Annotated in this window: 22 protein-coding genes; 10 read left to right on the top strand and 12 right to left on the bottom strand. The window is 70.5% G+C overall.

Annotated elements, in window-relative coordinates; all coding sequences use genetic code 11:
- Nucleotides 1-76: 76 nt before the first annotated feature.
- From ACFYYH_RS11640 to ACFYYH_RS11605, 8 genes are all read right to left on the bottom strand, one after another.
- The gene (locus ACFYYH_RS11640; protein ID WP_388549069.1) at nt 77-490 is read right to left on the bottom strand and encodes a thiol-disulfide oxidoreductase DCC family protein; all 414 of its coding nucleotides are present in this window, start codon (nt 488-490) and stop codon (nt 77-79) included.
- Between the two features lie 6 nt (nt 491-496).
- Nucleotides 497-937, bottom strand: coding sequence for a hypothetical protein (locus tag ACFYYH_RS11635; protein WP_388549067.1), 441 nt, complete (start codon nt 935-937; stop codon nt 497-499).
- A gap of 233 nt (nt 938-1,170) precedes the next feature.
- Nucleotides 1,171-1,761 carry a hypothetical protein gene (locus ACFYYH_RS11630; RefSeq protein WP_388549065.1) on the bottom strand — a complete coding sequence of 197 codons (591 nt, stop codon included), beginning with the start codon at nt 1,759-1,761 and terminating at the stop codon, nt 1,171-1,173.
- A 137-nt stretch (nt 1,762-1,898) separates the two neighbouring features.
- The gene (locus ACFYYH_RS11625) at nt 1,899-2,657 is read right to left on the bottom strand and encodes a succinate dehydrogenase iron-sulfur subunit (RefSeq protein ID WP_066944320.1); all 759 of its coding nucleotides are present in this window, start codon (nt 2,655-2,657) and stop codon (nt 1,899-1,901) included.
- Nucleotides 2,657-4,411, bottom strand: a complete 1,755-nt coding sequence (sdhA, locus tag ACFYYH_RS11620; RefSeq protein WP_388549062.1) for a succinate dehydrogenase flavoprotein subunit — start codon at nt 4,409-4,411, stop codon at nt 2,657-2,659. Before sdhA ends, ACFYYH_RS11625 begins: the two co-directional genes overlap by 1 nt.
- Before the next feature lie 22 nt (nt 4,412-4,433).
- The gene (locus ACFYYH_RS11615; protein ID WP_388549059.1) at nt 4,434-4,925 is read right to left on the bottom strand and encodes a succinate dehydrogenase hydrophobic membrane anchor subunit; all 492 of its coding nucleotides are present in this window, start codon (nt 4,923-4,925) and stop codon (nt 4,434-4,436) included.
- Nucleotides 4,926-4,935: 10 nt separating this feature from the next.
- Nucleotides 4,936-5,316, bottom strand: coding sequence for a succinate dehydrogenase, cytochrome b556 subunit (gene sdhC, locus ACFYYH_RS11610; RefSeq protein ID WP_363079756.1), 381 nt, complete (start codon nt 5,314-5,316; stop codon nt 4,936-4,938).
- Nucleotides 5,317-5,549: 233 nt separating this feature from the next.
- The gene (locus tag ACFYYH_RS11605; protein ID WP_388549676.1) at nt 5,550-6,125 is read right to left on the bottom strand and encodes a 2-oxo-4-hydroxy-4-carboxy-5-ureidoimidazoline decarboxylase; all 576 of its coding nucleotides are present in this window, start codon (nt 6,123-6,125) and stop codon (nt 5,550-5,552) included.
- A gap of 566 nt (nt 6,126-6,691) precedes the next feature.
- On the opposite strand from ACFYYH_RS11605, the gene ACFYYH_RS11600 reads away from it, so the two are divergent.
- The 5 genes from ACFYYH_RS11600 to ACFYYH_RS11580 all read left to right on the top strand — a co-directional run bounded on the left by ACFYYH_RS11600 (nt 6,692) and on the right by ACFYYH_RS11580 (nt 12,395).
- Nucleotides 6,692-8,290 (top strand): glycoside hydrolase family 20 protein, encoded by a 1,599-nt coding sequence (locus ACFYYH_RS11600; protein WP_388549056.1) that lies wholly within the window; start codon nt 6,692-6,694, stop codon nt 8,288-8,290.
- A gap of 368 nt (nt 8,291-8,658) precedes the next feature.
- Nucleotides 8,659-9,426, top strand: a complete 768-nt coding sequence (locus ACFYYH_RS11595) for a hypothetical protein (protein WP_388549054.1) — start codon at nt 8,659-8,661, stop codon at nt 9,424-9,426.
- Nucleotides 9,427-9,864: 438 nt separating this feature from the next.
- Nucleotides 9,865-10,521 carry a TetR/AcrR family transcriptional regulator gene (locus tag ACFYYH_RS11590; protein WP_388549051.1) on the top strand — a complete coding sequence of 219 codons (657 nt, stop codon included), beginning with the start codon at nt 9,865-9,867 and terminating at the stop codon, nt 10,519-10,521.
- A 219-nt stretch (nt 10,522-10,740) separates the two neighbouring features.
- Entirely contained in the window at nt 10,741-12,126 is a 1,386-nt protein-coding gene (locus tag ACFYYH_RS11585; protein WP_388549048.1) for a ferric reductase-like transmembrane domain-containing protein, read from the top strand.
- Nucleotides 12,127-12,173: 47 nt separating this feature from the next.
- A complete protein-coding gene (locus tag ACFYYH_RS11580) occupies nt 12,174-12,395 on the top strand; it encodes a hypothetical protein (protein ID WP_388549046.1) in 222 nt (73 codons plus the stop codon).
- A 177-nt stretch (nt 12,396-12,572) separates the two neighbouring features.
- Here ACFYYH_RS11580 and ACFYYH_RS11575 read toward each other — a convergent pair whose 3' ends face one another.
- Nucleotides 12,573-13,862 (bottom strand): cation:proton antiporter, encoded by a 1,290-nt coding sequence (locus tag ACFYYH_RS11575; protein ID WP_388549044.1) that lies wholly within the window; start codon nt 13,860-13,862, stop codon nt 12,573-12,575.
- A gap of 629 nt (nt 13,863-14,491) precedes the next feature.
- On the opposite strand from ACFYYH_RS11575, the gene ACFYYH_RS11570 reads away from it, so the two are divergent.
- Nucleotides 14,492-15,328, top strand: a complete 837-nt coding sequence (locus ACFYYH_RS11570) for an RNA polymerase sigma factor (protein WP_388549674.1) — start codon at nt 14,492-14,494, stop codon at nt 15,326-15,328.
- The gene (locus tag ACFYYH_RS11565) at nt 15,328-16,746 is read left to right on the top strand and encodes a hypothetical protein (protein ID WP_388549042.1); all 1,419 of its coding nucleotides are present in this window, start codon (nt 15,328-15,330) and stop codon (nt 16,744-16,746) included. Before ACFYYH_RS11570 ends, ACFYYH_RS11565 begins: the two co-directional genes overlap by 1 nt.
- A gap of 448 nt (nt 16,747-17,194) precedes the next feature.
- On the opposite strand, the gene ACFYYH_RS11560 is transcribed toward ACFYYH_RS11565, so the two are convergent.
- Nucleotides 17,195-18,115 carry a L,D-transpeptidase family protein gene (locus ACFYYH_RS11560; protein ID WP_388549040.1) on the bottom strand — a complete coding sequence of 307 codons (921 nt, stop codon included), beginning with the start codon at nt 18,113-18,115 and terminating at the stop codon, nt 17,195-17,197.
- Nucleotides 18,116-18,420: 305 nt separating this feature from the next.
- On the opposite strand from ACFYYH_RS11560, the gene ACFYYH_RS11555 reads away from it, so the two are divergent.
- Nucleotides 18,421-20,025, top strand: a complete 1,605-nt coding sequence (locus ACFYYH_RS11555; protein WP_388549038.1) for a methylmalonyl-CoA mutase — start codon at nt 18,421-18,423, stop codon at nt 20,023-20,025.
- Between the two features lie 203 nt (nt 20,026-20,228).
- Complete coding sequence (gene leuE / locus ACFYYH_RS11550) at nt 20,229-20,891, top strand: leucine efflux protein LeuE (protein WP_388549035.1); 663 nt, start codon at nt 20,229-20,231, stop codon at nt 20,889-20,891.
- A gap of 122 nt (nt 20,892-21,013) precedes the next feature.
- Here the strand turns inward: leuE and ACFYYH_RS11545 are convergent, their stop codons facing one another.
- Nucleotides 21,014-22,384, bottom strand: coding sequence for a polysialyltransferase family glycosyltransferase (locus tag ACFYYH_RS11545; protein WP_388549032.1), 1,371 nt, complete (start codon nt 22,382-22,384; stop codon nt 21,014-21,016).
- Nucleotides 22,384-23,367, bottom strand: coding sequence for a glycosyltransferase family 2 protein (locus ACFYYH_RS11540; protein ID WP_388549029.1), 984 nt, complete (start codon nt 23,365-23,367; stop codon nt 22,384-22,386). The genes ACFYYH_RS11545 and ACFYYH_RS11540 overlap by 1 nt, the downstream gene beginning before the upstream one ends.
- Nucleotides 23,368-23,565: 198 nt before the next feature.
- On the opposite strand from ACFYYH_RS11540, the gene ACFYYH_RS11535 reads away from it, so the two are divergent.
- Nucleotides 23,566-24,885 carry a DUF6716 putative glycosyltransferase gene (locus ACFYYH_RS11535; RefSeq protein WP_388549027.1) on the top strand — a complete coding sequence of 440 codons (1,320 nt, stop codon included), beginning with the start codon at nt 23,566-23,568 and terminating at the stop codon, nt 24,883-24,885.
- The last annotated feature ends 95 nt before the right edge of the window (nt 24,886-24,980 follow it).

The following is a 24,980-nucleotide window of genomic DNA, read 5'->3' as shown; positions in this document are numbered from 1 at the left end:
GGAACCCTCGTGGCCTTCGCGGCCCTGGTGTCCTGCGCGTCTGTCACGGCGTTCTCGTCCTTCACAGTGCCCGAGCCTAATGTGACGGGGCGGGCACCTCGCACGCCCCGGCGCAGGGCGACGCCGTCAGTTCCCGGTACTTCGCGGCGGCGAGCACCGTGACCTTGGCGAAGGGAGCGCCGGCCGGGGTGGCCAGCCAGTGGGCCTTGGGCCGGTGCTCGGCCAGTGCCCAGAGACAGACGATCCAGGCGGCCGTCCCCCGGTAGATCTGGCCGCCGTCACCGATGACGGTGATCTCCTTCAGCGTGGACCCGTGGTCGAGGTCCGGGTACCGCCGCCGGGCCTCCCGCGAGGCGGCGGGCACCAGGTCCAGCGGTACGAGCTGGGGCTGCCGCAGCAGCCACTGCCGCAGATGGACACAGAGCGGGCACCGCGCGTCGTACAGCACGGTCAAGCTCCGCACGGGCGTACGGACTCCGGCCCTCGTCATGGCCGCTCACACCCCGGCGGCCGGGGTGGCCCACGGTCCGGGGCCCTTGCCAGCGGGTCCTGTCCAGCCCTGCGGCGGCACCGGCGGCCGCTGCTCGCGCTCCATGAGTCCGCGCCGGCGGATCTTGTTGAGTACGTACACATTGCCGAGGTGCATCACCCCGAGGACGAGCAGCACCACCCCGGTCTTCACCGAGAGCGCCTCGAAGAGCCCCCTGGCGTTCGCGACGGCGTCGGCGTTCTTGAGGTAGAGCGCGACGAAGCCCAGGTTGACCAGATAGAAGCCGACCACCAGCAGATGGTTGACGGCGTCCGCGAGCTTCTCGTTCCCCTGGAGCACATCGGCGAGGAACACCCGCCCGTTCTTGCTCAGCGTCCGGGCCACCCACATGGTCAGCGCCACGCTGATCAGCAGGTAGACCACATACGCGACAACAGTGAGGTCCATCCCCCACCCTCCCTTTGAACGTGTTCAAAAGCTGGTGTCATGGACTGTAGACCTCTTTTTGAACATGTTCAAGCGAGGTGGGCGCGGTGCGCGGACGGCCAACGCCGGGAGGCGGGAGGGGACTTCGGGCGCCCGTACGGCACGACAGCGCCCCCTGACGCGACATGGCGTCAGGGGGCGGGGGAAACGCGGGGAGGAGTCCGGTGCCGGAGCGGGTCAGGCGCCGGCCGGCCTCACAGGTGGCTCAGCGAACGGGCGTAGTTGAGCTGGCCCATGACGACGTGGAAGGCGCCCGGATGGGTCGCCGGGATCATCGTCGAATGGTGCGTGCCCCCGCTGGTCACGGAGACCTGGATGAAGCCGGTGGTGGTCTTCTCCTTCATCAGCAGGAAGAGCAGACCGACCAGACAGAAGAGGAAGAAGACGATCGCCAGGACGATCGCGTACGCCGGGATCTTCTCCTCCGTACGGGACAGGTCCGTCGCGTTCCAGACGGCGCCCCTGAGCGGCAGCGTGCCCGACGGCGTGACGATCGAGTCGTTCAGCACGGTGATGTCACCGATCGACACCAGCGGGGTGCCGCCGCCCCCGGTCGGTACGGGGTACGGAGCGCTCGGATAGCCGTAGCCGGGCGGGGGAGTGGACCCGGGGGCGGGGTGGCCGTAGCCGGGCACCGTGCCCGGACGGCCGTCGATCAGCGTCGGATTGGGGAAGTCGTACTCCGGGGTGCCCGGCGCTCCGGTGGCTCCCGGCCCGGGGCCCGGCGACTGCGGCGGCGGCCCCCATGTGTACTCCCCGTCCGCGTACGGATTCGGCTCGGTCATCTCTCCCCGCTTCCCGTGGTCCCGAATGCACCTCCGATCCTGGCACACCAAGGGCCCGCTCCTGTATGGCCTTCCTACAGAAACGGGCCCTCGAAAACGGTGCGTCCGCGACCGGCACGGTCAGGGGCGGCGCACGGTCAGAAGCGACGCGTGATCAGCGCGCGCTTGACCTCCTGGATCGCCTTGGTGACCTCGATACCGCGCGGGCAGGCGTCCGTGCAGTTGAACGTCGTGCGGCAACGCCACACACCGTCCTTGTCGTTGAGGATCTCCAGACGCTGCTCCGCGGCCTCGTCACGCGAGTCGAAGATGAAGCGGTGCGCGTTCACGATCGCGGCGGGACCGAAGTACTGGCCGTCGTTCCAGAAGACCGGGCAGGACGAGGTGCACGCCGCGCACAGGATGCACTTGGTGGTGTCGTCGAAACGCTCACGGTCCTCGGCGGACTGGAGCCGCTCGCGCGTGGGCTCGTTGCCGCTGGTGACCAGGAAGGGCATCACGTCGCGGTAGGCCTGGAAGAACGGCTCCATGTCCACGATCAGGTCCTTCTGGACCGTGAGCCCCTTGATGGGCTCGACCGTGATCGGCTTGTCCGGGTTGATGTCCTTGATCAGCGTCTTGCACGCCAGCCGGTTACGGCCGTTGATCCGCATCGCGTCCGAGCCGCAGATGCCGTGCGCGCAGGAGCGCCGGAAGGTCAGCGAGCCGTCCAGTTCCCACTTGATCTTGTGGAGACCGTCGAGCACCCGCTCCTTGGGGTCGATGTCGATCTGGAAGTCCTGCCACTGGGCCTCGTCGGAGACCTCGGGGTTGAAGCGGCGGATCCGGAACGTGACCGTGATGTACGGGGAGGCGGCGGACTCCGCCTCGACCTTGTCCAGTACGGGGGTTGCCATCAGTACTTACGCTCCATCGGCTGGTAGCGGGTCTGGACGACCGGCTTGTAGTCGAGACGGATGGACTCGTTGCCGTCGTCGCCGACCTCGCGGTACGCCATGGTGTGGCGCATGAAGTTCACGTCGTCACGGTTGGGGAAGTCCTCGCGGTAGTGACCGCCGCGGGACTCCTTGCGGGCGAGCGCGGACACGGCCATCACCTCGGCCAGATCGAGCAGGTTCCCCAGCTCGATGGCCTCCAGCAGATCCGTGTTGAAACGCCGGCCCTTGTCCTGGATGGACACGTTCAGATAGCGCTCGCGCAGCTCGCCGATCTTCTCGACGGCCGTCTTGATGGTCTGCTCCGTACGGAACACCATCACATTGGCGTCCATGCACTCCTGGAGCTCCAGCCGCAGCGCGGCGACCTTCTCCTTGCCGGTGGACGCGCGCAGCCGTTCGACCTGGGCCTCGACCTGGGCCGCCGGGTTCTCGGGCAGCTCGGCGTAGTCGCTCTTCGCGGCGTACGCGGCGGCGGCGATACCGGAGCGGCGGCCGAAGACATTGATGTCCAGCAGCGAGTTGGTGCCGAGCCGGTTGGCGCCGTGCACCGAGACGCACGCGACCTCGCCGGCCGCGTACAGACCGGGGACGACCGTCGTGTTGTCGGCGAGGACCTCGCCCTCGACATTGGTCGGGATGCCGCCCATGGCGTAGTGCGCGGTCGGCTGGATCGGGATCGGGTCCGTGTACGGCTCGATGCCCAGATACGTGCGGGCGAACTCGGTGATGTCGGGCAGCTTGGCGTCGAGCTGCTCCGGCGGCAGGTGGGTGAGGTCCAGATAGACGTGGTCGCCCTCGGGACCGCAGCCGCGGCCCTCGCGGATCTCCGTGTAGATGGACCGGGAGACGACATCGCGGGAGGCGAGGTCCTTCATGACGGGCGCGTACTTCTCCATGAAGCGCTCGCCGTCCTTGTTGCGCAGGATGCCGCCCTCACCGCGGGCGCCCTCCGTCAGCAGGATGCCCATGCGCCAGATGCCCGTCGGGTGGAACTGGAAGAACTCCATGTCCTCCAGCGGCAGCCCGCGCCGGTAGCAGGCGGCCTGGCCGTCACCGGTCAGGGTGTGCGCGTTGGAGGTCACCTTGAAGAACTTGCCGGTGCCGCCGGAAGCGTAGATGACCGCCTTCGCCTGGAAGACATGGATCTCGCCGGTGGCCAGCTCGTACGCGACCACCCCGGCGGACGTCTTGACGCCGTCGACCTCGGTGATGAGCTGGTCCAGGACGTAGAACTCGTTGAAGAACTCCACGCCCTCCTTGACGCAGTTCTGGTACAGCGTCTGGAGGATCATGTGGCCCGTGCGGTCAGCGGCGTAGCAGGACCGGCGGACCGGGGCCTCGCCGTGGTTGCGGGAGTGGCCGCCGAAGCGGCGCTGGTCGATGGTGCCGTCCGGGGTGCGGTTGAACGGCAGGCCCATCTTCTCCAGGTCGAGGACCGCGTCGATGGCCTCCTTCGCCAGGATCTCGGCGGCGTCCTGGTCGACCAGGTAGTCACCGCCCTTGACCGTGTCGAAGGTGTGCCACTCCCAGTTGTCCTCCTCCACGTTGGCGAGCGCGGCGGCCATACCGCCCTGCGCGGCGCCCGTGTGGGACCGGGTCGGGTAGAGCTTCGTCAGCACTGCGGTACGGCTGCGCTTGGTCGACTCGATGGCCGCGCGCATACCGGCGCCACCGGCGCCGACGATGACGGTGTCGTACTTATGGATCTTCATATGAGTCTCGTCAGCCCCGGCTTTAGCGGATGTTCGGGTCGAAGGTGAAGATCACCAGCGAGCCGAGAAGGATGGTGAACACCGTGGCGGTGTACAGCAGGCCCTTGAGCCACAGGCGCGTCGTGGCACGCTCCGCGTAGTCGTTGATGACCGTACGGAGGCCGTTGCCGCCGTGCAGCATGGCCAGCCACAGCATCAGCAGATCCCAGACCTGCCAGAACGGGGAGGCCCAGCGGCCCGCCACAAAGGCGAAGCCGATCTTGGACACCCCGCCGTCCAGCACGAGCTGGATGATCAGGTGGCCGATGACCAGGACGACCAGGACGACACCGGAGAGACGCATGAAGAGCCACGCGGCCATCTCGAAGTTGCCGCGGGTCGACTTCGGGGTCTTGCCGGTCCGCTTGCGCGGCGCCTCGATGAGGGGGGCCGGGAAGTCGGCGTCGTACAGGCTCTCGCCCTCGACGTCGCTGATCGCGGAGGTGGTGCCGGCGACTGCGTTGTTGGTAGACATGGGCGGACTCTCAGCTCCCGAAGACTTGGCGCACGGCGTGGCCGAGCACGGGGTAGAGGGCGCCCACCATCAGGACGAGCCAGATGCCCACGGCGGTCCAGAGCATCTGCTTCTGGTAGCGGGGGCCCTTGGACCAGAAGTCCACGGCGATGACGCGCAGGCCGTTGAGCGCGTGGAAGAGGATGGCGGCCACAAGGCCGTACTCGAGCAGCGCGACGACCGGGTTCTTGTAGGTCGCTACGACATCGTCGTAGGCCTCGGGAGAAACACGGACGAGAGCGGTGTCCAGCACGTGTACGAACAGGAAGAAGAAGATGAGGACGCCGGTGACTCGATGAGCCACCCAGGACCACATTCCTTCCCGGCCGCGGTACAGCGTTCCAGCCGGCACGGAAAAACCCTCCGGGAGCGGTGATCGGGGAGCCGGCCGCCATCTTCTACTCAATAAGCACAGTGGTGTCGGTCGCGCCCGGCCGGGTACGGTCCACCGGCCCCGGCCATGGTAGCGACGAGTTGTCGGTTCCTTCGCCCGGGGGCCCACAGGTGTGATCAAACAGGCAATCAAACAGCCACGGACGGGCTATCGGGGCGGCCGGACCGCCCGTGTCCCGGGGGACCGCTTCCTCAACGGCCCGTATGCCCCGTATGGCCGGAACAGCTCGTAAAGCCGTTTTGCCGCACAGGGGGCGGGTCATCGGCGTCGCCGCACGGCCGCGCCGGACCGACCAGCGACGCGATCCGGCTCCGGGCGAGCCGCCGTAGCTGGTCCGCGGCGACGGCCCGCTCGTGGTCGGGTTCGTGGAAGAGCCGGGCGTGGATGCCCGCGAGCACCTCGTCGAGATACTCCTCGGGCCGGTGACCGTCGAGACTGATCACGAAGGCATGGCCGAAGCTGCTCTCGTACGCGGCGTGGGCGGCGCGCAGGGCGGTACGGGCGGCGGGCGGGGCGCTGTGCGGCGGACCCGAGGACGACTCGTCGGCGAGCGCTTCGGTGAGATCGGCCTGCGAGAGGTCGTAGCTGGCCTCGTCGGCCGCCGCGAGCAGGGTGTCGAGATCCGGGTACGGGCGGTGGGCGGCCAGGCGCTGGGCCCAGCGGCGGCTGCCGCAGCAGGTGAGCAGCGCGGCTTCGGCGGCGGTTCGCGCGGCGGTGTTGAAACGGTGGAGGCCGTTCGGGTGGCCGGCGTGGGATGCGCTGGACAGCGTGGGCTCCTCGACGGATGTGAGGGCAGAGGCGGGGCGTGGGACCGGAGGTGAGGCGTGGAACCGGAGGTGAGGCCGTGGGACCGGAGACGGGGCGTCAGGGCGGAGGGCGGGCGGAGGATGGGGGCGTGAGACGTGGGACGTGGGACGTGCACGGCGTGAAGAGACGTGAGACGTGCACGGCGTGAAGCCGTGCGGGCGGACATGGCGCAAGAGGCATAAGGACAGACGTGAGAAGGCGTACTTCGGTTGACGGGGCCGGTGTGCCGGTTGAGCCGGACGGGTGGCAGGGTGGGGTTGACTGGTGGGCCGTGGGGCTGACCCCTGAGGCGGCTGGGCCGGGAGGGACGGATGCGCCGTAACGCTATCGACGCGCCGTGGGTTACGTCCGACGGACGCGCGTTTTTCACCCGGATGGGAGAGTTTCCCCGCGCGGGATGGACGCCGCCGTGGGACCTTCACCGTAAGTGCGCCGAACTTTCCCCGCTTCGGGGCCGCGCACAGGGCAGTCGATGGGAGGTTGCGGAGCGATGCGAATATCCCGGAGTTCTCGGATAGTCGGGGCGATGGTCGCGATGGCCACCGCCGCCACGATGGCGGCCTGCGGCTCCGGGAACGGGGGCGCGGGTGCGCGGGACGGGGCGGGGTCGTCGAGAGCCGCCTCGGACACCGACTCCTCGGACCGGTCCTCCGACCGCTCCTCACCGGCCGCCGCACCCTCGCCCACGTTCCCGCTCTCCTCGGCGCCGCGCGGCATTCCCTCCGTACGCGAGCACGAGGCCGCCCGCGGCCCCGGCTGGAAGCCGTCCGACACCAGCGGTGTCGTCCTCGCGCGCGGCAGCGAGGGCCTCGCCGACGAGGGCAAGCTGCTCTCCCAGGAGCTGAAGATCGCCTACCGGGGTACGGCCGCGGCCCGTGCCGGCGATGTCGAACTGGCCCTCACGGGCGGGAGCGGCGCGGCCGAGTCGTACACCCTCACCACGAGCGGCGGCCGGGTGCGGATCACCGGACCCGACCAGGCCGGTGTCTTCTACGGCACCCGCACGCTCAAGCAGTCGCTGCGCGCGGACGGGACGATGCCCGAGGGCGTCGTACGGGACAGTCCGAGCCGGCCGCAGCGCGGGCTGAACCTCGACATCGCGCGGAAGTACTACACCCCGCGCTGGATCGAGGACCGGCTGCGCGAGATGGCCGACCTCAAGCTCAATATGCTGGGGCTGCACTTCTCGGACGACCAGGGCTTCCGTATCGAGTCCACCACCCACCCCGAGATCGTCTCCAAGCAGCATCTCTCCCAGGCCGAGGTCCGGCGGATCCTGGATCTCGCCGACCAGTTGCACATCACGGTCGTCCCGGAGATCGACTCCCCGGGACACCTCGGCGCGGTGCTGGCCCCCCACCCCGAGCTCCAGCTCCGTAATGTGAACGGGGTGCCCACCAAGGGCGCGATCGACATCTCGCTGCCCGCGTCGGCGCGGATCGTGGACGATCTGCTGCGTGAGTTCGCCGGGCTCTTCAAGGGCCGGTTCTGGCATCTCGGCGGGGACGAGTACCAGGCGCTGGTGGTCGCCGACCCCGAGGCGTCGTATCCGAAGCTCGCGGAGCTGGCCGTGCGGAAGTACGGGAGCCGGGGCCGGATCCAGGATCTGACGACGGGCTGGACGAACGAACGCGCGGCGGTGATGCGTCCGTTCAAGAGGACGCTCAAGGTGTGGAACGACGGGGTGTTCCGGGGCGGGGTCGTCCAGGCCGACAAGGACCTGGAGATCGAGTACTGGACGGGCCGGGAGCTCGGGGCGCGGCAGCCGGTGGAGTATCTGGACGAGGGGCGCCCGGTGGTCAACCTCAACGACGAGTACCTCTACTACGTGCTCGGCCAGCCGAACAACTTCATGTACCCGACCGGGCAGCGGATCTACGAGCAGTGGACCCCGCTGGTGCTCCGGGGGACGGCACCGGTCGACACGAAGTACTCGAAGCAGATCCTCGGCGGACGGCTCGCGGTCTGGGGCGACTTCCCGAACGCGCAGACCGAGGAGCAGGTGGCGCGCGGAATCCGGCTGCCGCTGGCCGCGTTGACGCAGAAACTGTGGAACCCGGCGAAGCCGTCGCTGAACTGGAGCGGGTTCACCTCGCTCGCCGCGAAGGTGGGCGGCCCGGCCTGACGCCCCGGAGCGTTCCGTCCGGCCGCCCGGGGGTCCGCCCCCGGGCGGCCGGCTGACGCCCCATCAGCAGGACCTGGACGGTGGGTGGTTGGGGCGGTGGCGTTCCTGCGGGTCCCGATGGCCGACGGCCCCCGGCGGCGCCATGGGCCCGGCGGCCGGAATCATTCGTCCATGCGCTGTTCATCCGGGCACTCGACGCACTCGGAGTCCCGGATATACAGGACCTATGTGGCCCAACAGGCCGGTCTGAGGGAGCCGTACGCGGCCAGGGAGGGGGCCGTTGATGGTCTACGCGCGGTGACCGAGTGACGTATTCCAGCCGTCCGGCGCAGTACTGGGCAGTACCGCCTCCGCGACGGGAGACCTGAATGAGCCTGGTGAAGCTGATCGCACAAGCGGATGAGCGCGGCCTGGCCGCGAGTGGGCTCGCCTGCCTCGACCGATGTCTTCCCCTGCTCACGGAGGACGCCGATGTGCTGCGACCGCTGTGGGCGGGCGCGGTGAGCGGCGAGCGGGACTGGCCGGCGCGGCTGGCCGCGTCGCGGCAGGCCCTGGACGCCGCCACTGCCGCAGCCGCAGCCGCAGCCGCAGCCGCAGCCGCAGCCACTGCCCCAGCCACCGCCACTGCCGCAGCCACCGGCACCGTTACTGCCGCAGCTACCGGCGCCGGCGCCGTAGTCGGCGCGGAGCCGGACCCGGGTTCCGAGGGCGTGAGTTCCGTGGAGGTGAGTTCCGTGGACGCGGGGGCCGCGCTCGTACGGACCATGCTCGGCTCCGCCCCGTCCGAGTGGGCGGCGGGGCCGCTGCGCGCGTGGGCGGACGCCTGCTCCGTCGTCGCGCTGGAGATCCATCAGCGGTTCGACGCGGTGGGGGAGGGCGGGAGCGCCGGGGCCACCGAGCGGCTGGCGCGGGCCCGTGAGGACACGGCGGCCGTGTCGGACGCGGTGGACGGCGCGGAGGGTACGGACGGGGTCGGCCCGCTGGTCGCCGGTGAACTCCGCCGCCAGATCCGGATCCTGGAGATCCTGGCCGAAACGGACGGGGCCGCCGGAGTGCGCCAGGCCATGGATCTGTCGACCGAGGGACAGCGGGTGCTGCGCGCGGTGGTCTCGCGACGGGCGAGGGCCCAGGGCTGACACCGGGGTGCCGAGGGGCCCGTGGGGCGCGTGGAGCGCGTGGAGCGGCCCCGAGGGCCCCGGCCGTCGTACGGACGGGCCCGCGCCGGGTGCCTCAAAAGGACGACCGGGGCCGCCCCCTGGCCTGACTGGGGCACGAGGAGCCTCTGACGGGCCGCTCCGATCGGCGGGGAAGTCCGGGGCGCGGAAGAGGGCCGGACGTCCCCTCGTCAAAAATTGATGAGACTGGTGGTCTCCTCAATGGACCAGCGGTTTGGTAAAGTGCTGCGGGATGCCACCACAGGCAGCACCAGGGAGCGTCATGATGCGGACAGGTCGGCGGCTGGAGGTCGGTGCCCGGGTGCCCGGAGCGTCGGGGCCGGTGGGCGGGACCTGGGCCGGTCAGTTCCTGAGTCCGCGATACCCCGCCGCGACGTGGGACAGCCGAGGGCGGACCCCGTGACGAGTGATCCGAAGACCGAACGAGCCCCCTACCGCTCACCGCTGCGGGAACGGCAGGCGGCGTCCACCCGGCAGACCCTGCTCGACGCGGCCACCCGGCTGTTTCTGGAACAGGGCTACGCCGCCACCTCGATCGACGCGATCGCCCGTGCCGCGGGCGTTGGACGCTCCACGGTCTTCAACGCGTGCGGCAACAAAGCATGGCTGCTCAAGACGGCCTACGACCGCGCCGTCGTCGGTGACGACGGGCCCGAACCCCTCGCCGACCGCCCGGCCGGTCGCGAACTGGCGGGCATGACCGACGCCCGCGACATCCTCACCGCCTACGTGTCCCTCATCACCGAGGTCATGGAAAGGGTTTCGGGCATCCATGAGGTCGTCAGAGCCGCTGTCGAGACCGACACGGAGGCCCGTGATCTCTGGACGGCGATCCAGCGGCAACGGCTCGCCGGCGCACTCCGCCTCATCACCTATGTGAAGAACGCCGGCGGCCTCGACCACGAGCTGACCCGGGAGCGGGCGGCGGACATCATGTGGCTCTACAACGACCCCGGCCTGTACCACCGGCTCGTTCACGAAAGGGGCTGGACCCCGGACGCGTACAGCAAGTGGCTCACCCGCGCACTGCACCGGGAACTGCTCCAGGACGAATGAGGGATCGAAATCCCGAACCGTGGGACGGATATGGCCGTATCGCGCTTCTTCGCGACTCCAAGGATTGTCGCGCAGGCGTTCCGGCTTTGCTTGGCATTCCTGGCGGCACCTGCGAAGAAAACCGCATCATTGAAGCTCCTTTTGGGAGTGTGAAGTTTTCTCATCGGTTTCACATATGAATCTGATTGCACTCTGAGGGACGCCCGGCAGATTGATGCCGTGAGCGAAACAATGAATGACATCGCGTTGAGACCGCCAAGTACACCCGGCGTCGCATGGCGTGGCTGGGGAGATGTGTTCGGTGCCGCGGCGTTGGCCAGCAACGGGGTGGTCCTGTGGCTGTGGATATCCTGTAAAGGAATTCAGAAACTTGATGTCGACCCGTTGGCCACCCTGGTTCTTCCCGCAGGACTTCTGGCATCGAACCTGATGCTGCTTCAGGTGCTGATGCTGGCCAGAATCCCGATCATTGAACGGACCTGGGGCTTCGACCTGCTCGCGCGTCGACACCGACTCGCCGGCTTCGCGTCGTTCTGGCTGATGGTCGTCCATGTGGTTCTGACCGTTGTCGTGTATCTCAAGTCGGGGGGCTGGGAAAAGCTCTGGTGGGTCATTACCGACCTTCCGGGCATGCTGATGGCGGTCGTCGGTACGGCGCTGATCATCGTGGCCGTCGCCCTGTCGATCCGGAAAGCTCGCAGGCGGCTCCGGTACGAGTCGTGGCATCTGATCCATCTCTACACCTACCTGGGTATGGGGCTGGCTCTGCCGCATCAGATCTGGGTGGGTCCGGATTTCCGTGAAACCGCGTGGGCGCGTGCGTACTGGTGGACGCTGTACGCCGCCGCGGCGGTCGCGGTGCTGGTCTTCCGCGTTGCGCTCCCACTGTGGCGTTCGTGGCGCCACCGGTTGCGGGTGCTGGAAGTCATTCCGGAATCGCCGGGTGTGGTCTCGGTTCTCGTCGGGGGAAAGAACCTCGAACGACTGCCTCTCCGGGCCGGACAGTTCTTCTCCTGGCGTTTTCTCGACGGCCCCGGGTGGTCCCGCGCCCACCCGTACTCCGTATCGATCGCACCCCGGTCCGCATTCCTGCGTGTCACCATTCAGGACGTCGGCGACGGTAGCGCACGGGCGGCCACACTGAAAGCAGGCACCCGAGTTCTGGTCGAGGGTCCCTACGGCCGGCTGACCGCAGAGCGCCGAACCAAGGACAAGCTCGTATTCATTGCCGCCGGTGCGGGAATCACACCGATTCGGGCTCTGCTGGAGGAAATGCCGTACGGCAGAGGAGACGCCACTCTCATCTACCGGGTGTCCGATCCGGCCGACTCGCTGTTCCGCGACGAACTCACTGAGCTGGCTGAGCAGCGAGGTCTGAAGGTCCACTTGTTGTCCGGCCCGCGCCGCGACGACACCTCATGGCTCCCCCCGTCCGTATCTTCGGCCACATCGGATTCTGAGCTTCTCGCCCTTCTGGCGCCCGACATCGACCAGTCCGACGTCTACCTCTGCGGTCCGCCGCAGTGGATGGACCGTGTTCACGACTCGGCGATCGAGGCCGGCGTCCCGTCCGCCCGGCTGCACTCCGAAGAATTTACCTGGTAACGCCGGAGAGTTCGCCTGGTAACGCCGGATCATCAAAGGAGACAATCATGCACAGGGTAACTCTTTGGATATCCTCCACCGCCACCCTCGCGGTACTCGGAGTGCTCATCGCGTATCAGCTGCACATCGGCATCGAAAACCTGCCGCCCATCTCCATTCAGGGGAGCGGCGCTGCCGGCGGCAACAGGCCGGATATGTCCCAGGTGGCTGAAATCTGCAAAAATCTGAATCAGCGGCCTGGGTCGGCTCCCGGCTTCCCCGCCGGCTGAGCTGAGCTGAGCTGAGCTGAGCTGAGCCTGAGCGCCAGACAGCCAAAAACCGGGGCGGCTCCCGGACGCGAAGCGGGAGCCACCCGGACGCGTCGGTCACGGAGGGGCTTCCCCGGTGGGCAGCCTCACCGGAGCGTCCGGGCGGGGCGGTGACCCGAAGCGTCAGTGATACCACGGTCAGCGGCCGGCGTCATCCGCCGGTGCGAGCCGCCGCGTGGAGCCGCGGCGGTTGAGCCGGTCCAGCCGGGATACCACCGGCGTGGCGGACATGCCGTGCAGAACCACCGACAGCAGGACCGTGAACGTCACCACCGCCCACAGCTCACGCTCGAAGGGCCCGAAGTCGCCATGTCCGAAGGCGTAGGCCAGATAGAACAAGGACCCGATACCCCGGATCCCGAACACCGCGGTCACCACGCGTTCCCTGGGCCCCGGCCTGCCGCCCCGCTGGGCGGCCCAGCCGGTCAGGGGGCGGACGACGAACAGGAGGGCGAGGCCGACGAGAGCACCACGCCAGGTGAGATCGGAGAGACCTCCGGTGGCGACGTAACCCCCGAGGAGGAAGAGCACGGCGGCGGTCAGCAGCCTCTCGACCTGTTCCATGAAGCCGTGCAGGACCTGGTGGTAACCGTGCGACCGCTCGGCCGAACGGATCGCGCACCCGGCGACGAACACCGCGAGAAAGCCGTAACCGTGGAGGACTTCCGTGAGGCCGTACGAGACGAATGTCGCGCCCAGGGCGACGAAACCCTCACGGCGCTCCGACAGGCGCAGCGTCTCCCACCGGGCCCGGAAGAACATCCACCCCAGCAGGCGTCCCACCACCACTCCGACGACCAGTCCGACGGAGACCCGCAGGGCCACATCGTTCCAGAGCCAGTGCCCCACCCACTCTCCCGACCAGCCGGTGCCCGCGGCCGAGGACAGCGCCACGGCGGCCAGTACGAAAGGGAACGCCAGCCCGTCGTTCAGGCCGGCCTCGCTGGTGAGGGCGAAGCGCACCTCGTCCTCGTCGTTCTTCGCGTCCGTCGGCTCGCCGACCCGTACCTCGGAGGCCAGCACGGGGTCCGTCGGCGCAAGGACCGCGCCCAGGAGCAGTGCCACGGCAGGCGGCCAGTCCAGCAGTGCCCATGCGGCGAACGCCGTCGCCAGGACGGTCAGCGGCATCGTGAGGGCGAGCAACCGCCAGGTGGTCGACCAACGACGCCATCCGAAGGGCCGGTTGATGGCCAGCCCGGCACCCATGAGCGCGACGACCACACACACCTCCGTGAGGTGCTCCACCAGGACCCGGTCGCCCGTCGGATCGAGTTCGGGCAGCCTGGCGGGCAGCAGGTACACCAGGATCCCGAATGCCAGGAAGACCATCGGCAGGGAGAGCGGGCGCCGAGCTACCGCTCTCGGCAGCACCGCCGCCAGCAGGGCGCCGGCTCCCGCGCACGCGTACACCACGTCCGTCGTCGTCATCACGCTTTCCCGTCCCCGGTCGCCCGTTGTCGCCACCCGGTGTCCGCGGACGGGCAGCTCATGAGCCCTCCGGCGCTCCACACGCCACCACGGCCCCAGAACGGCTCGTGTACCCGCCATGCGGTGATCCACGGGCCGATTCGCGAGAGAGAGTGCGCACGTGACCACGGCGAGCCCAAGGTCCGCCGGGCCCAACCGTCTTGAGGCCGGGTCCCGCACGGTGTGGCCGGACCCGTCGACGGCGCGTCGGGCGCGGGTTCCCGCCGTCAGCCCGAGAAGGCCTCACCTGGGGCATGTACCGAGCACCTGCTCCGGACGCGTTGGCCACACGGTTGGCCGCGGAAGCACCCTGTGCCCTGCGTCGCGCTGGTCGGAGCGCCAGAGATCAAGAGGACGACCGGGGCCGCCACCCCCCACAGGAGAGGCCCCGGTCGCCGTCCGCCGGAGCCGCAGCACGGCCCCGTACTCATCTCAGCGCCGTGGATGCGTTTTCTGTCACACCGCATAACGTCAGCAAGTTGTTGCAGGTTGTACAAGTCATGGACGCGAGCGCGGGAAGGCCGTAGCGTTCAGGAACGCGTGGGGCGGCGCGGCAGTGACCAGCCGCGATTTCAGGACAGGTTGTGGGAGTGCTGGGGGACGACGCGGAGCTGACCGCCGCGGTGCTCGCGGCACAGGACGGGGACGAGGACGCCTTCCGTACTGTGTACCGCGCGGTGCACCCGCGGCTGCTGGGGTATCTGAGGACACTGGTCGGCGAACCGGACGCCGAGGACGTGGCCTCGGAGGCATGGCTCCAGATCGCCCGTGACCTCGCCCGTTTCACCGGGGACGCCGACCGTTTCCGCGGCTGGGCCGCCCGGATCGCCAGGAACCGCGCGCTCGATCACATCCGGATGCGCGGCAGGCGCCCGGCCATCGGCGCCGACGAGACCGAGCTGACCGGCCAGCCCGCCGAGTCCGACACGGCGGACGAGGCCATGGAGGCGCTCGCCACCGGCCGGACCATGGCGCTGATAGCGCGGCTGCCGCAGGACCAGGCCGAGGCCGTCGTCCTGCGGGTGGTGGTCGGGCTCGATGCCAAGAGCGCGGCGCGGACGCTGGGCAAGCGTCCCGGCGCGGTGCGCACGGCCGCGCACCGGGGGCTCAAGCGGCTGGCCGAACTGCTCGACGCCGACGAGGAATGTCCCGGTGATACCGATAACGCCGGTGGCACCGACGGCTCCAGGGAAAACGCTTACTCAGGGGACGGCCGCCCGGACGCCGGAGCGGCCGGAGCGCCGGCCACCGGTTCCGGCGGGCCCGGCGAGGGACAGGACGACGGTGCCCCCCGTCCCGCCCGCCGCGCCGCCGCAGGTCACGGCGGCGCGCTCGGCGTCGTACCGCAACAGCGCACCGCCCGACCGGAGGTCGCGGCGTCCGCGGGTGTGACGCATTCGCGCCTGCGGACGCAGAAGGACATGTGATGGCCGACGAGCGTGACGCGTGGCTCGACAAGGACGCGGCGGAGAGACTGCTGCGAGGGGAGCCCGTGGAGGCCTCGGAGGGGCATGTTCCGGCCAGAGCGGAACGGCTTGCCGAGGCCTTGCGGGATCTGGCCGCCGTCACGTACGCAAACGGAGCCGAACTCCCCGGCGAGGCCGCCGCGCTGGCCGCCTTCCGCCGTGTCGGGAGCGCCGACGGGCTGCCGGACGGGCTCGCGGTCGCGCTGGCGGACAGGGCCCCGGAGAGCGGCGACGAGCTCGCGGGCAGGGCGTTCCACCGGCTGTTGGGGGAGGGCGCGACGAGCATCATGGGCGCCGGGGTCGGCATGGGCGCCGGCGTGGGTGTCGGTGAGAATCTGCTCGGTACGGTACGGCTCGCTCCCGGGGCCGACGGCGCCGGTGCGCCAGGCTTCGCGAGCCCCGTACGGAGAGGACTCGCCGCGGCCGTGGTCGGCTGCGCGCTCGGCGGTATCGCCGTCGCCGTGGGCGCCGGGATGATGCCCCCGCTCTTCGCCGACGAGCACGACCCCGTACCCGCCAACCCCGCTTCCTCGGTGACCTCTCCGGGACCGCGTGTCCCGGGGCCTTCCGACGCGGATCAGGGCCCCGCCGGTCCCTCGGGGAGCCCGGGACCCGGCCGTGCCGAGCGGTTCACACCGCGTCCCTCGTCCGAGTCCGAGGAGGACGCGGACGACGCCGGTGACGCGCACGCGGGGGGTCCCGGGCGGGGCGGGGACGGCACGGGCGCCGGGAACGGCCGGTCGGCCACCGTGCAGGGGCACCGGGCCGGCTCGTTGTTCAGCAGGACGATCGACACCTGCCGCGACTATCGCCGCGGCACGATCGACAAGGAGCGCGCGGAGGCCCTGGAGTCGGCGACCGACGGCCCCGGCGGAGCCAGGCGTTTCTGCGACCGGCTGCTGGACGGCAGGGGCGGCGGCAAGGACCTGAACGGCGGCGGGGACAACGGCGGCCAGAGCGGCGGCTCGGTCCGGAACGGGAACGGCGGCGGGCACGAGCACGGCGGCGGACACGGGAACGGCGAAGGCCACGGTCATGACAGCGGCGAGGGGGACGGCGGCCTCGACGGCGGTCACGGCGACGACGGCGACGCCGGTGACAGCGGTGACAGCGGTGACAGCGGTGACGGCGGTGACGGCGGTGACGGCCTCGGTCCCGTCACCGGCGGTTCCGACACCGGCGGCGGCGAGAGCGGTGGCGGCGGGGTGGACGACGGATCGCCGGGCGGCCCCGTCCTCGCGACGCCGTCCCCGCAGACGTCCCCCGCCCCGACGGCGATCCTGACGCCCCCGCCGCCCACCGTGCCCCCGGAGCCCCGTTCGGGCACCGGTCCCGGCCCGGCCCCGGGCCCCGTGAGGTCCCTGCTCTCTCCCCTCTGACCTGCTTGTTTCCCTTTGCCGGCCGTCAGGTGTGACGTTTTTCCAGGCCGTGACGCAGTTAGGAGTGAGCCGACTGGTCATCGGCTGCGCATCGAGCCGGGGTTCCCCCCGTACCTTCGGCTCGGCGCACTCGGCGCGGGGGGGGGCCCGGGCCCCCGGGCCCCCCCCGCCCCCCCCCCCCCCCCCCCCCCCCCCCCCCCCCCCCCCCCCCCCCCCCCCCCCCCCCCCACCCACCGGGGGTGGGGGGGGGGGGGCGCGGGGGGGGGGGGGGGGGGGGGGGGGCCCCCCCGGGGGGGGGGCGGGGGGGGGGGGGGGGGGGGGGGCCCGCGCCCCCCCCCCCCCCCCCCCGCCACCCTCGCTCGCGCCACCTCCCCCCCCGCCAACTCCCCTCGCGCCACCCTCCCCCGCGTCTCTCCGTATGCGCGTGGCCCCGTGGACTCCGGCGGTCCTACCAGTAGATGACGACCTTGTCGCCCGTGCGGACCTCGTCGAAGAGCGCGGCGACCTTCGCCTCGTCCCGGACATTGACGCAGCCGTGCGAAGCGCCCTCGTAACCCCGGGCCGCGAAGTCCGCCGAGTAGTGCACCGCTTGGCCGCCGCTGAAGAACATCGCGTAGGGCATGGGCGTGTCGTACAGCGTCGAGACATGGTGCCGGGACTTCCAGCCCACCGAGAACGTGCCCTCGCGGGTCGGGGTGTACTGCGAGCCGAAGCGCACGTCCATCGAGGACTTCACCGTGCCGTCGATCATCCAGGAGAGCGTGCGGCTGTTCTTGCTGATGCACATCACCCGCCCCTTCAGACACCGGGGGTCGGGCTCGGCCACCGGCTTGGTGGTCGGCGGACGCAGCTCGTCGCGGGTCGGCTCGTCCGTCACGGCGAGCAGCCTTCCCCAGGTGACGGCGTCCGTCTCACCGGTGGGCTCCAGACCGCGGTCGGTCTGGAAGGAGGAGACGGCGGCGGCCGTGACCGAACCGTAGTAGCCGGTGGGAGCGCGGTCGAAGTGGCCCGTCTGCCCCAGCCTGGCCTGGAGTTCCCTTACCTGCTCGCTCTCGTCGCCGTTCGCCATCAGCGGCTTCGGCCTCGGTTCGGACGTGGGTTCCGGCGGGCTCGCGACCGGTGCGGGCGGGGGAGGCGCGGAGGTCGTCCGGTCGGCGGCCGGACGTGCCGGCGGTGCCTCCGACTCCGTACGCGACGGCGACGGTTCGGGCGACTCCGTCCCCGGGGTGAAGGGCGCCGCCACCGGACGGTCCCCCGGCTTGGCGTCCGCCGGCGGCCCGCTCCCCGCGGGCCGCACCGTACAGCCGACACTCACCGCCAGCACGGCGGCCGCGGCGGCCCCCGTGCGGCGGGCGGATCTCCTGAGCATGGTCGTCCCCCTGTCTCTCCCGTGTCCCATGGCGCGCGTTCCTTCAGTCTTCCCCCAGACAGCCTTCCGCCGGGAAGGGTTGCGCAAGCACGGCGGGAAACCTTCGCGGTGACCTCGTCCGCGTGGGACCGGCCGCCCGCCGTACGCGCGCGGCTACAGTCCGTCAGGAAACCGGCGGCGGACCGGCGCTGGGACCGGCGGCGGACCGGCCGTGGGACCGGCAGCGGGACCGACCGGCGGGCGGACGGGCAGCGGGACCGACCGGCGGGCGGACCGGTGGTGTGGGTCCGGCGGGAGGAGAACAGATGGCGCGCGAGACCGACGGGGTGCGAACCACCGAGAGCGGACTGCCCGTCGAGCCGGTCTACGGCCCCGACGCGCTGGAGGGCTGGGACCCCGCGGAGAGACTCGGCGAGCCCGGCTCGTACCCCTTCACCCGTGGGGTCCGTCCGACGATGTACCGGGGCCGGCCCTGGACGATGCGCCAGTACGCGGGTTTCGGCACGGCCGCCGAGTCCAATGCCCGCTACCGGCAGTTGATCGCGCACGGCACCACGGGGCTGTCCGTCGCCTTCGATCTGCCGACCCAGATGGGGTACGACAGCGACGCCCCCCTCGCGAGCGGCGAGGTCGGCAAGGTCGGGGTCGCGATCGACTCGCTCGACGACATGCGGGTGCTGTTCGACGGCATCCCGCTCGGCGAGGTCTCCACCTCGATGACGATCAACGCGCCCGCCGCGCTTCTGCTGCTCCTCCACCAACTGGTCGCCGAGGAGCAGGACGTGCCCGCCGCCGCGCTCACCGGCACCGTCCAGAACGATGTGCTGAAGGAGTACATCGCGCGCGGTACGTATATCTTCCCGCCCAAGCCCTCGCTGCGGCTGACCGCGGACATCTTCCAGTACTGCCGCGCCGAACTGCCCCGGTGGAACACCATCTCGATCTCCGGCTACCACATGGCGGAGGCAGGGGCGACGCCTGTGCAGGAGGTCGCGTTCACCCTCGCGGACGGCATCGAGTACGTACGGACGGCCGTCGCCGCGGGCATGGACGTCGACGACTTCGCCCCCCGGCTCTCCTTCTTCTTCGTCGCGCGGACGACGATCCTCGAAGAGATCGCCAAGTTCCGGGCCGCGCGCCGGATCTGGGCCAGGATCATGCGTGACGAGTTCGGGGCCCGCGACCCCCGGTCGTGGATGCTGCGCTTCCACACCCAGACGGCCGGGGTGCAGCTCACCGCCCAGCAGCCCGAGGTCAATCTCGTACGGGTGGCGGTCCAGGGGCTCGCGGCGGTCCTCGGCGGTACGCAGTCGCTGCACACCAACTCCTACGACGAGGCCATCGCCCTGCCCACGGAGAAGGCGGCCCGGCTCGCCCTCCGTACGCAGCAGGTCCTGGCCCACGAGACCGATGTCACCGCCACCGTCGACCCGTTCGCGGGGTCGTACGCCGTCGAGCGGATGACGGACGAACTGGAGGCGGCGGTGGTCGCGCTGATGACCCGTGTCGAGGATCTCGGGGGCGCGGTCGAGGCGATCGAACGGGGCTTCCAGAAGGGGGAGATCGAGCGCAGCGCGTACACCGTCGCCCGGCAGACCGACAGCGGTGAACGGGTGGTCGTCGGCGTCAACCGCTATCCGGTCGACGAGGCCGGGGAGGAACCGTACGAGCCGCTGCGGGTCGACCCGGCGATCGAGGCGCGGCAGGCGGAGCGGCTGGCCCGGCTGCGGGCGGAGCGCGACCGGGGCGCGGTGGACGCGGCGCTCACCGCGCTGAGGAGGGCGGCGGAGGGCACGGACAATGTGCTGCCCCCGATGAAGTCGGCGCTCCGGGAGCGGGCGACGGTGGGGGAGGTGTGTGACGCGCTCCGTGAGGTGTGGGGGACGTATGTGCCGACGAACGCCTTCTGAGGCGGGGCGGCCGGGGGCGTCCGCGGCGGCGGAACGATGCGGCGGAAGACGGCTGCGGAAGGCGACGGCGGAATGATGCGGGGGAGGGCGGCGGCGGATCGATGCGGGGGTGGACAGCGGGGGAGGACGGCGGCGGAGGGCGTCGGCCGGCCGCGTGCTGAACACCCATGCGTCCGTTCGTGCGCGTGTGCGACACTCCGGCCATGCTGGGTGTCACTGATCTGCCGACCTATCTGGTCGGCCTCGTTCTGATCGTTCTGTTGCCGGGGCCGAACTCGCTCTATGTGCTCTCGGTCGCGGCCCGTCGGGGGATACGCGCGGGCTACGCCGCCGCCGCCGGCGTGTGGTGCGGCGACACCGTTCTGATGGTGCTCTCCGCCGCTGGGGTCGCGTCGCTCCTCCAGGCCAACGACCTGCTCTTCGGGATCGTCAAATACGCGGGCGCCGGGTATCTGACCTGGCTCGCGGTGGGCATGATGCGCGCCGCGTGGTCGCTCTGGCGCACCCGGCACGCGCGCGAGGAGGCCCTCGCGTCCGACGGGCCGGCCGCCGCGCCGGCCACGGTCGAGCGGCCGTACCGCAGGGCCCTGGTGATCAGCCTGTTCAACCCCAAGGCGATCCTGTTCTTCATCTCCTTCTTCGTGCAGTTCGTCGACCCGGGATACGCGTATCCCGCGCTGTCGTTCGTACTGCTGGGGCTGCTCGCCAATCTGGCCAGCGCGCTCTATCTCTCCGCCCTCATCTTCGGTGGCACGCGGCTGGCCGCGGCCTTCCGCCGCCGCAGGAGGCTGTCGGCCGGGATGACCTCGGCGGCGGGCGCCCTGTTCCTCGGCTTCGCGGTGAAGCTCTCCCTGAGCAGCGCGTGACGGACAGCCCGAGCAGCGCCTGACAGAAACCGGCAGAGGGGCGGGGTGGAGTGCGACGCGCACTCCACCCCGCCCCTCGTTCGTTCTGTCCCAGGCGCTCTCGCCGGTCCGGCCGGTCTCCCTCAGCCGAGCGTGGCCCTCTTGATCGAGCGCGCGCTCCGGGCGACCCGGCGGACCGTCGCGTTGCGCGGCAGGAAGGCGAGCTGGGGCGGCACCCCGCCCGGCAGCGCGAGGGACGTGAGACGGCGCCGCTTGAAGTACGTCAGGACACGCGGCGTCAGATACTCCGACAGATACCGCTCCGCGGTGGGCCGCAGACCGGGATAGATCTGCGGCTGCATCGCGAACCCGACGGTGCTGACCAGCTCGGCGAGCTGCTCGTTCGGCCGGTGCGTGCCCTGCTCCTCCAGCGGAGGCAGCAGCGCGTCCACGATCGTCACCGGCACCCGGTTGCTGTTCTGGTACGGGGTGAGCCGCTCCAGCAGCAGTTCCGTACCGGCACGGGCGACCGGCAGATCGTAGAAGGTGGCCGCCGTGAGGAGGGCCGTGGAGAAGCAGGCCACCACGAGGGCCGGGTTCAGCCGCTGGTAGAGCACCTCGGCCAGGACCGGCCCCGACCGTATCGTCAGCCGCGCGCCGAGCCGTTCGGCCTCCTCCTCCAGCCGGCGCGACCACTGCGCGGGCGCCGAGGGGTGCGGCTTGAACACGATCCGCCGGTGGCCGCGCGCGACGGCCCCCCGGAGCATCCGCAGATGCAGCTCCTCCTCCTCCTGGACGGTGAGGATGTCCAGCAGGGACAGATACTGGCCGAGCAGCAGGGCGGGGGCCTCGGCCCCGGACTCCTCCTCGTCCGCCCCGGAGTCCTCGCCGGTCCCGAAGTCCGTCGTCGCGTCCGCCAGTTCGGCGAGCACCTTGACGAAGGCGTCGGTCGGGATGATCTCGGGCTCGACCCCGAACTCGGTCAGCAGCAGCGGCTTCAGCCCCGGCACCAGATCGAGATGGAGCAGCCGCTCGACCCGCGAGCCGATCAGGGGGTCGACCTTGGAGCGGGTGGGGCCGTAACTCATCAGCCCGTCCGCGTAGATGTGGATCGGGCTCTCGCCGAAGATCATGGCGACGGCCTGGGACGGGTTGGCCTGGATGGACTCACAGGCGATCTCCACCGGCCCGTCGCCGAGGTTCCACGCCTCGCGGACCGCGCGCTGCCACAGCGGCGCGTCCTGCTCACGGGGGCCCCAGCCCGCCGGATGGAACGGCCGGATGAAGTCGTTCCACGAGCGGACCTCGTCGAACTCGGGCCGCAGCCGGTCGAACCCGGGCAGCTCGCTGAACGGCTTGCCCAGTTCGGGCGAGGACGAGACATCGCTGACCACGAGGATGCGCCGGTGATCGGCCCGCGCGCCGAACTGCCCGGATCTGAGCGCCGCGGTCACGGTGGCGGCCGCGTACTGGGTGGCCGCGAAGAAGAGCTGGGTGGAGGACGTGCCCGCCATCAGACCTGGACCTCCATCGAGCGGGAGACGGGACGGCGGCGTACCCGGCGGAGCTGGCCGGCCCGGCGGGTGCCGAGCGCGTCGATCGTCTCCGCCAGGATGTCCGAGGGCATGCGCTTCAGCGCCGCCGCGCTCAGGGAGCGCAGTTTCCGTGCCACTGACGGTTCCATCCTCTCGATGGATTCCAGGTGATGGGCCATGACGGCGCAGTACGTCCGTACGGCCTTGGGAAGGAACCGGTCGGCCTCCGCGTCCTCGGCCGTCTCCGCCAGCACCTGGTCGAAGGCCCGGATGAAGTCGAGCTGCCGTACGTCACCGATCTGGGTGAGGGACGAGGCGACCCCGCGCCGGTAGAAGACACCGTGCAGACCGACGGCGGCGAAGGTCTCCGCCTCCCGGTGCAGCCGCCAGATCCAGGGCCGGTCCTCGGCGGTCCGCAGACCGTCCCTGAAGTGCACCAGACCGCGGTCGACCAGCCGGCGGTGATAGGCGCCGGCCCAGGCGTACGCGTAGTCGACGGAGGTGGAGCGGTACTCGGGCAGGATGGCGTCGCGCGGATTGAGCACCGTGTCGCGCGGGGCGACCGGGACCCGGTGGATCGCGCGGGCCTTGCCGGTGAACTGGACGTGGTCGGTACGGATGAAATCGACGCCGAGACCCTCGATGGCGGCGAGGAGCTGTTCGAAGTAGCCGGGCACCACCCAGTCGTCGCCGTCGAGGAAGGTCACGTACTCGCCACGTGAGGCGTCGAGTCCGGTGTTGCGCGCGGTGGCCAGTCCCCCGTTCCGTTCATGTCTGAGCAGGACCGCCCCCGGAAGGTCGCGCTCGGCCTGTTCAAGGATCCGGGGGGTTCCATCGGTCGAACAGTCGTCGACCAGCAGGAACTCGAAGTCCTCGCGGCTGTTCGCACGGAGGCTTCTCAGGGTTTCGAGGGCGTATGTCTGCACGTTGTAGAACGGCACGACGACGGAGAGCTTGACCACAGCCGTGACGGTAGGCGGCGGCACGTCATTCGTTCTGACATCCGGGAATATGGCAGGTGAACGAAGAATGGCGGAATGGTGAATCAGCCCGCGTTCCGGCCTCTTCCCGGGCTCCGTCGCCATTCGTAGATGTGTTGTTAACCCTTTATTGCCATTGAGTTCGGCCGACAAACGGAAACTCTTTCTAACGTCCTCGTCGTGCCATCACGTACCAACGCAGCGGTCCGGGTCGCAGTGCTCGCCGACTCCGACACCCGGTGGAAGTGGGGTGCGCTCACCGCGCGCCGTATCGCCCCGGAAGGCCGCTCCACAGAGCTGAGCGGCTATCTGCTGCGCGGCAGAGCCACGCCCACCGCCCGCCAGCTCGCCGAGGTCGGCGCGGAGGCGGACGCGCTGCGTGAGGTGACCGGCACCGCGTTCCTCCAGGAGCTGCGCGAGAAGGAGTACGACCTCGTCGTGCTCGCCCTGGTCGGAGGCGCCGTGCAGGCGATGCTCCACGGGATATCCGCGCTGGACCTCGAAGACCGCCCGGTCATCGTCACCGGCTATGTCGGCGTGGTCTACGAGAAGCTCTCGGACGGTCTGCTGCTGCGGCACGGCGCGGATGTCGTCCTCGCGAACTCCCGCTACGACGGTCAGCGCTTCCGCGCCGTCTACGAGGGGGTGGGCGCCGACGCCTCGTCCGTCACCGAGGCCGCGCTGCCCTTCCTCGGCGGTGAGCGCTACGCCCCCGAGGAGGGCCGGGACACGGTCGTCTTCGCCGCCCAGCCGTCCGTACCGGCGAGCCGCGCCGACCGCTCCTATCTGCTGAGGCGCCTGGTCGAGCACGCCCGGCTGCACCCCCGCCGCGAGGTGCTGCTGAAGCTGCGCAGCAAGATCGGCGAACACACCACGCATGTGGAGGAGTTCCCCTACCAGCGGCTCGCCGAGAAGGTGCCCGGCGGTCTGCCGCCCAACTTCAAGCTGGTCTACGGGAACATGGGCGAGGTCCTCGACCGCACGGATCTGCTGGTCACCGTCTCCTCGACCGCCGCCCTGGAAGCCCTGCACCGGCGCATCCCCACCGCGATCCTCACCGATCTCGGGGTGCGCGAGCCGCTCGGCAACCACCACTTCATCGGGTCCGGCTGTCTGGCCTCCTGGGAGCAGCTCGACAGCGGGGAGCGTCCGCGCGCCGACGCCGTCTGGGCGGACCGCCAGGGCGTCGCGGCCGACGGCACGTACTCCTCGGCCTTCGACGAGGCGCGCAAGCAGGTCGCGAAGCTGCTCGACGGGCCCGCGCTGGCGCCCCTCAGCCCCTACTACACGGCCACCACCGCGCCCGGCTATCTGCCGGGGCTCCTCGCCCGCTACCACCTGGCGGCCGACGGCACCGCGCTGCCCTCGCGGGCGCCGTCGAGCGGCAGCGGCGGGGTCCGCCGCGTGGTGCGCGAGGCGGTACGGGGCGCGGCGCGCGGCGCGTACCGGCACGGGGTGCAGCGCGTGGCCCCCGTCATCCGGCGTATGGGCGACCTGTGAGCCCGCGTGACACCCCGCCCGCGGCCCCACCGGCACCGGAACGGCCCCGCGCCGAGCCGCCCGGGGCCGAGCGGTCCGGAGCCGAGCGGTCCGGA

It is taken from the genome of Streptomyces sp. NPDC002018, from assembly GCF_042890865.1.
In the GTDB taxonomy this organism is placed as follows: Bacteria; Actinomycetota; Actinomycetes; order Streptomycetales; family Streptomycetaceae; genus Streptomyces.
This window is presented reverse-complemented; position numbering and strand designations above follow the sequence as displayed.

Excerpts from the sequence above, each read along its gene's own strand:
- ACFYYH_RS11640 (WP_388549069.1), bottom strand. The coding sequence starts at position 490 with ATGACGAGGGCCGGAGTCCGTACGCCCGTGCGGAGCTTGACCGTGCTG.
- ACFYYH_RS11545 (WP_388549032.1), bottom strand. The coding sequence starts at position 22,384 with ATGGCGGGCACGTCCTCCACCCAGCTCTTCTTCGCGGCCACCCAGTAC.
- ACFYYH_RS11560 (WP_388549040.1), bottom strand. The coding sequence starts at position 18,115 with ATGCTCAGGAGATCCGCCCGCCGCACGGGGGCCGCCGCGGCCGCCGTG.
- leuE (WP_388549035.1), top strand. The coding sequence starts at position 20,229 with ATGCTGGGTGTCACTGATCTGCCGACCTATCTGGTCGGCCTCGTTCTG.
- ACFYYH_RS11635 (WP_388549067.1), bottom strand. The coding sequence starts at position 937 with ATGGACCTCACTGTTGTCGCGTATGTGGTCTACCTGCTGATCAGCGTG.
- ACFYYH_RS11625 (WP_066944320.1), bottom strand. The coding sequence starts at position 2,657 with ATGGCAACCCCCGTACTGGACAAGGTCGAGGCGGAGTCCGCCGCCTCC.
- sdhA (WP_388549062.1), bottom strand. The coding sequence starts at position 4,411 with ATGAAGATCCATAAGTACGACACCGTCATCGTCGGCGCCGGTGGCGCC.
- ACFYYH_RS11615 (WP_388549059.1), bottom strand. The coding sequence starts at position 4,925 with ATGTCTACCAACAACGCAGTCGCCGGCACCACCTCCGCGATCAGCGAC.
- ACFYYH_RS11565 (WP_388549042.1), top strand. The coding sequence starts at position 15,328 with ATGGCCGACGAGCGTGACGCGTGGCTCGACAAGGACGCGGCGGAGAGA.
- ACFYYH_RS11575 (WP_388549044.1), bottom strand. The coding sequence starts at position 13,862 with ATGACGACGACGGACGTGGTGTACGCGTGCGCGGGAGCCGGCGCCCTG.
- ACFYYH_RS11600 (WP_388549056.1), top strand. The coding sequence starts at position 6,692 with ATGGTCGCGATGGCCACCGCCGCCACGATGGCGGCCTGCGGCTCCGGG.
- ACFYYH_RS11595 (WP_388549054.1), top strand. The coding sequence starts at position 8,659 with ATGAGCCTGGTGAAGCTGATCGCACAAGCGGATGAGCGCGGCCTGGCC.
- ACFYYH_RS11580 (WP_388549046.1), top strand. The coding sequence starts at position 12,174 with ATGCACAGGGTAACTCTTTGGATATCCTCCACCGCCACCCTCGCGGTA.
- ACFYYH_RS11630 (WP_388549065.1), bottom strand. The coding sequence starts at position 1,761 with ATGACCGAGCCGAATCCGTACGCGGACGGGGAGTACACATGGGGGCCG.
- ACFYYH_RS11555 (WP_388549038.1), top strand. The coding sequence starts at position 18,421 with ATGGCGCGCGAGACCGACGGGGTGCGAACCACCGAGAGCGGACTGCCC.